Genomic DNA, 5,778 nt, shown 5'->3' with positions numbered 1-5,778 from the left:
CACAGAACGACCACACACATCACTCGGCGGGCTGGCTCCGGCTGTCTATGCCAATCTCAACCGTGCCGCACGGCCTGACGGAGCTCCTCTGTGGTCAGGCCCTGGGCTTTAGATGGTTCAGGCTTTCCTTGAGGATGAGCTTGTCCAGTTCGAGCTCGGCGACGATCTTCTTCAGCCGCGCGTTCTCTTTCTCCAGACTCTTCATCTCCGATAGCTGCGACCGGCCCATCCCGCCAAACCGCCTCCGCCAGTTGTAATACGTCGCATCGCTGATCCCGGCGTTCCGACACGCCGATGCCACATCATCACCAGCCGTCAGCTTCAGCTCAATCTCACGCAGCAGCTTCAAGATGTCTTCGTCTGAATGTCGCTTCCTCGCAATGCCCAATCCCCCTTTCGCGGCCAATGTAATGGCACAGTTCTAGGGGGGAAGGACGGCAACCATGCACTAACACTCAAACTCAACCACACAAGTAGGGCTGCTCACCAGCGAGGCGTTCTGATCAATCCATCGTGACAATTTGAGCAAGATCCTTGTACGACCTGCATGAGGTTTTCTTGTATATTGAGTTACGATGTGTCTCGACTGTGCGAACGGAAATGCTTAGATTACTTGCAACTTCTTTTGTCGATTGCCCGCTGACGCAGGCGTCGAGAATTTCAAGTTCACGAGCGGAAAGCCCGTATATATTACCCGTTCTCGTCAAGTTTCGTCGCGACTGAACGAAGTGGGTTAGAAGATCGGTTGGAAAGTAGGCATAGTCGTTTTGTGCCGCCCTTACGGCATTCACAAAGTCCGATCCGGGTGCCTGTTTTGGCATGAAACCAACTGCACCACTTGACAGGGCGAGAAACGCATTCGAGCTGCTGGGGTTTGAGGACAATACCACTATCTTCATTTCTGGATTTGAAGCTCTTAGCTTACCAAGAATCTCTGCTCCGCTCGGCCGCGAGAGCGAAAGATCCATTAGTAGGATCTCCGGTTTGTGTTGCCGACAAGCTTTCAGTGTGGTGTAGCCATCTGAGGTTTCAGCAACCACTTCAACATTGCAGTGTTTACAAAGTCGCGTTGCAATGCCTTCGCGGATGATTTCATGACTATCTGCAATTGCTACGGTGGAGTTCATAGGCATTCATACCTCAACATGTAACCCCGGTTTCCGCTAGGCTGTCGCTACCTAATTCGTCACATACGCAGCATGGCAGGGAGCGTTACTGACTTACGATAAGCTATGAAAAGCTTTTCAGTATCAACCCGAATGGTTTTAAACGAACCTTTGTGGCAGAAATCTGCGCAAGCAACTTGCGGGCATGAACGCTAGGAACACTAGGCTCAGGACTCATAACCAGCAAATGACGATTGCTGCGAGAGCGATTGCCGAGAGGAAGACTTTGGGGCATCGATCATATCGCGTTGCCACCCGCCGCCAATCCTTGAGCCTGCCAAACATGATTTCGATCCGGTTGCGCCGTTTGTAGCGTCGTTTGTCGTATTTCACGACCTTCTTGCGTTGCTCTCGGCCAGGAATGCAGGCGCGTATCCCTTGGTCTTTCAATGCTTCTCTGAACCAGTCCGCATCATATCCGCGATGCCCCAGCAGCCAATCGACCTCCGGCAGACTGCTGAGCAGCGCTCGTGCGCCGATGTAGTCACTGACCTGACCAGCGGTCACAAACAGGTTCAGTGGGCGGCCTTTGCTGTCGCAGATGGCGTGCAGCTTTGTATTCATGCCGCCCTTTGTGCGCCCGATCAGGCGACCGCGCCCCCCTTTTTGACCCCCAAACTGGAAGCCGTGCGATGTGCCTTGAGGTAAGTGGCATCGATCATCACAGTCTTCTCTTCGCCGTGATCTGCGGCCAGGCCGATCATCATCTGGGCAAAGATGCCCTTATCACTCCAGCGCTTCCAACGGTTATACAGCGTCTTGTACGGACCGTATTCCCTAGGTGCATCGCGCCAACGTAAGCCATTGCGATTGATGAAGATAATCCCGCTCAGCACACGCCTATCATCGACGCGAGGTTTGCCGTGCGACTTCGGAAAGAAGGGGTCAAGACGCGCCATCTGCGCATCTGTCAGCCAAAATAAATCAGACATGTTTCCCGCTCGTTTTTCGAACCGTGAATCATGCCGCCAGGCGGAAATCAATGGGTCCCGACTCTAGGTTGCTTCGCGAGTTTTTGGTTCCATTTGCGCCCCGACCATCCAAGAAATCTCGTCTATTTTTCTCGAAAGTTCACTCAGAAGATCGGCAGAGCCATTATCATTGAGATCTGCAACCAACTTAGCACTGGCGCGGACAAGCATTTTCAGCTGGAAGATCGAACTTGAAAAGGCTTCAATGTGTTTTGGCGCAGATGATACGTCCAATGGGTAGTCAGGGAGGTGCGAGTCCTTAGCTGCCGCTTGGATCGTTCCTTTCACTTGTCCGCCCAACGCCGCGATTCGTTCAGCTACGATGTCAGCATGCTCGTTCAGTTCGGCGTTTACATTGTCAAAGAACTGGTGCAGCGCTAGAAATTCGCGACCCTGCACAGTCCAGTGAACCTGTTTCGCATGACTTGCCAAGTCGATAAGATCGTACAAGCGCTGCTGCAGCACTTCGCATACATCATCGTTTGGTGGTACAAATCTCTTCGGCATTGTGTAACTCGCTTTTGTGTTTGGCAGGCGCTTGCCTTTTCGCGCTGTCCTTACAGTCGTGATTCAGGCTCTCCTTGCCGACTGAAAAACTCAGGTAACAAGGCCCATTCACACTAGATTGGTTTTCGTCATATTATAGGTCACAGCTGACAAGAGCTATCCCAGAATCTTGCTAAATTTCCCAGACTCCAAAAATTTTTTTCCTTTTTTCTGATATATTTTAGGAGGTTAACGCTCACTTGCGAAAGAACAGCTGACCTGGCGTAAGTTGACAACGCATGTCCAAATCGATTTCCTCGGATTAAATAGCTAACTATATTATATCTTTTAGAGTATTGACCTTATCGGTTCACCCGCACCGTCAGCTTTGACAACACCATCTGCTGTCGCAAGCATCCGTAGTTTCAGAATCTTGCTGTTAAATATCGCCGGGGGCGTCCGTTTGCTGGATTCGCAGGGAAGACTCGCTATGTTTTCGTCAACCAAGGCCGATGTTCCGCTTAAATGCACTTAACAAAGATTTACGAACTGGGAGTAGATAGATGCAAGCTAGACGACAGGCAGAATGGCCCAGAAATGGCAAGGCAATAGGATATGGGGACCTTACCTTTGGGTACGCGGCCCCGGTCGATGACCTCGATACTGAGGCTGTCATGCCCTTTAGTATCGTGGCTCTTCATCAAAATTCCTTTGTAGCTGATGCTGCATTGGGAGGTCGGAAAATGCGGCGATCCAATGTGAAGGCGGGGGAATTTTCGTATATTCCAAAGGGGGTTTGGCAAAAGACGTCTTCTGAGAAATCAGGTGGCTACCTATACTTGGTCTTTGATGACGGGCTTCGCCAACGATGTGAGGCCGAGCTTGGTGTTTCCCAACCTCTTTTTGACCCGATAGATTTCCATCCTCGTCTGGAGCGCAGTCCTCAATACTCAGCTCTGATCAACGATTTTCTTGGATCAGAAGGTCTTGGCGGGCGGATGCGCGCTGAGGCTTTGGCGTCGTTGCTCGTCTGTGAAATCCTGAATTTCCGGGGGGCCACCCATGAAGCCGTTCGTGTCGGCTTAGGCAAATTCAAAGTCGCTCAGATTCTCGAATACATCGACGAACACACAGATGAGGAATTGTCGTTAGCGACGCTTGCCGAGATCGCAGGCGTCAGTGTCTTCCATTTCTCCAGAATGTTCAAGATAGACACAGGGATGACACCTCATAAATTTGTGCTACGTCACCGCGTGAATAAAGCGCGCGAGATGCTCGAACGTGGTGACATGCCCCTCGCCGAAATCGCTTATGAAGTTGGATTTTCGTCACAAAGCCACATGATCTCGAGCTTCAAGCGCTTTGTGGGAACAAGTCCCGGTAGGTATCGCAAGATTATTAAGCAATGATCTTAATAAATGCCAAAGTACTGCCAAATCATTTAGCTGTCGTTGGATTCACCCTGCTGGTTGTCGCTGTGGCTAACGCAATCACATAGTAATGGTGTCAGCTCTCATTATCCACTCCTGGCTGGAGATGCCCTATATCGCTTGAACGTAGTTCTTTGTAGCAGTATTTGACCGTCAGCATTCCTGGTTACGGACGCGATGTCTCCGGAAAGGTCAGTCGAATATTTGTACCGTGCGGTTTAATCAAACTAGTCGTCATTCGAATGCCCATCGCTTCGACCAGGTATCTGACGTTTCGCAGGCCTACGCCATGAACCGGCGCACAACCCTTAGTCGAGAAACTTACCGTATTAGGTGACAGACAAAATCGGTCCGGCATTCCAGGTCCATTGTCACGAATATCAATGTATAGCAGCCGTGTTTCTAGATCAAATCCAATATGAATCTGAACAATACCCGATTTTGACGGTAATACTGCCTTTCTTGCATTATCAGCCAGATTGAATATGACTCGGTAAATATAAGACTTTCGAACGAAAGCAGTAGCGTGTTTGCTTTCCGAAGAAACCTCAATTATCTTCCCAGATCCCAGTGCGTTGAGATCAGACGCGACCTCTTGAGCGATTGGGAAGAGATTAATCAACTCCGAGTTCACTTCGTGTCGCTGGCGCAGTGCAGCATCACAAATATCCATGCATCGATTGATACATCGTTCCATCCGTGTCAATCGCTGACAGACTCGCGATTGGCTGCCATTGGCAAGGGTATCAATGTCCATCTGCAACGTAGATATAACATTGCGAATGTCATGGAAGGGACCGGCAAATGCGAGGGTCGGATCAACTGCATCAAGATCTATCGGTTTCATGGCCCATAACATAACCAGTCCAATTCCAAACCGATATCAGATTTCATTCTAAACATCACAAAATTGCACAATGTGATGAACAGACTGCAACAAACATGAGGCGCCAGCTACCAGGTTCACGCATTCAACATGCGGTCACCGAGACCCCACGGACATCGCAAAAACCAAACATCATCCAATGTGATGTCAGTTGCTACTTCAGTGTCGACAGCACCACCCTCGACAAAGGGCGCTTTACGCTCGCTGAGAAAGGCGCAACGGACAGGCTCAAATTCATTCCCGTTGATGTTATAGGTTAGGAGCATCGTTCTGACACCTTCAAAGCCGAAACCCCGACGCGGCCGTTCCGTGTCACGAATTAGAGAGTGGAACACATATCTCTCAGTGTATCGCAATCACTGAATACACTGATGATCATCTTGAACGCCCTTCGCTCACGGGGGAAACACCAAAGGAGCGGGCGCAGATTTTCATGATGAACCTCCAGGCGGGAAATGGACCCCTGACTGCGGTTGATGCATATTTCCGTCGTGCGACGCTGGGCCTTCGCCCGGAACTTAAAACACATCAATGCGCTAATTGGGGCAGGAAACAGAAAGAAGTTGCCCATAAGGTAATGGCATATCTTGGCGAAGTCCTTTCAGGAAACACCTTACTTGCTGGTAAAAGGTTCTCAGTTTCTAACATCACGGTATTTGCTGGTTGATCTTTTGCTGAGCTCGCAAAGGTCGAGATCTCGCGGAATCTGGTAAACCCAAACACGTAGCGCGCGAAAGTAGCTACACGTCCCAACATCGCAGTAAGAGGTGGTCCTAGATTTTCGACCAATTTGCAGCCGGTTTAAGATGGATCAGGGGTTCATTTAGGCTGCTATTCTC

8 protein-coding genes are annotated in these 5,778 nt (G+C 50.1%); 2 read left to right on the top strand and 6 right to left on the bottom strand.

Features of this window, described 5'->3' with window-relative positions; genetic code table 11:
* Positions 1 to 94: 94 nt before the first annotated feature.
* From Q1A75_RS23205 to dps, 4 genes are all read right to left on the bottom strand, one after another.
* Positions 95 to 388, bottom strand: a complete 294-nt coding sequence (locus Q1A75_RS23205; RefSeq protein WP_299641419.1) for a transposase — start codon at positions 386 to 388, stop codon at positions 95 to 97.
* A gap of 115 nt (positions 389 to 503) precedes the next feature.
* Positions 504 to 1,127, bottom strand: a complete 624-nt coding sequence (locus Q1A75_RS23200; protein WP_299593329.1) for a response regulator transcription factor — start codon at positions 1,125 to 1,127, stop codon at positions 504 to 506.
* Between the two features lie 213 nt (positions 1,128 to 1,340).
* A protein-coding gene (locus tag Q1A75_RS23195; RefSeq protein ID WP_299593332.1) for an IS5 family transposase occupies positions 1,341 to 2,098 on the bottom strand; the annotation gives its coding sequence in 2 pieces (ribosomal slippage) (positions 1,341 to 1,780 and positions 1,780 to 2,098; 759 coding nt in all).
* Positions 2,099 to 2,161: 63 nt separating this feature from the next.
* Positions 2,162 to 2,644, bottom strand: coding sequence for a DNA starvation/stationary phase protection protein Dps (gene dps / locus Q1A75_RS23190; protein ID WP_299593335.1), 483 nt, complete (start codon positions 2,642 to 2,644; stop codon positions 2,162 to 2,164).
* Between the two features lie 653 nt (positions 2,645 to 3,297).
* Between dps and Q1A75_RS23185 the strand changes: the two genes are divergently transcribed.
* Positions 3,298 to 4,032 carry an AraC family transcriptional regulator gene (locus Q1A75_RS23185; RefSeq protein WP_299593338.1) on the top strand — a complete coding sequence of 245 codons (735 nt, stop codon included), beginning with the start codon at positions 3,298 to 3,300 and terminating at the stop codon, positions 4,030 to 4,032.
* Between the two features lie 187 nt (positions 4,033 to 4,219).
* Here Q1A75_RS23185 and Q1A75_RS23180 read toward each other — a convergent pair whose 3' ends face one another.
* Complete coding sequence (locus Q1A75_RS23180; protein WP_299593341.1) at positions 4,220 to 4,900, bottom strand: HAMP domain-containing sensor histidine kinase; 681 nt, start codon at positions 4,898 to 4,900, stop codon at positions 4,220 to 4,222.
* Positions 4,901 to 5,016: 116 nt separating this feature from the next.
* The gene (locus Q1A75_RS23175) at positions 5,017 to 5,205 is read right to left on the bottom strand and encodes a hypothetical protein (protein ID WP_299641413.1); all 189 of its coding nucleotides are present in this window, start codon (positions 5,203 to 5,205) and stop codon (positions 5,017 to 5,019) included.
* A 167-nt stretch (positions 5,206 to 5,372) separates the two neighbouring features.
* Here Q1A75_RS23175 and Q1A75_RS23170 point away from each other — a divergent pair, with 167 nt between their 5' ends.
* On the top strand, positions 5,373 to 5,606 hold the full coding sequence (locus Q1A75_RS23170; RefSeq protein WP_299593344.1) for a hypothetical protein: 234 nt from the start codon (positions 5,373 to 5,375) through the stop codon (positions 5,604 to 5,606).
* The last annotated feature ends 172 nt before the right edge of the window (positions 5,607 to 5,778 follow it).

The organism is uncultured Tateyamaria sp. (assembly GCF_947504105.1).
Lineage (GTDB): Bacteria > Pseudomonadota > Alphaproteobacteria > Rhodobacterales > Rhodobacteraceae > Tateyamaria.
Note: the sequence above shows the minus strand (reverse complement) of the source record. Positions and strands in the feature narration are given on the sequence as shown.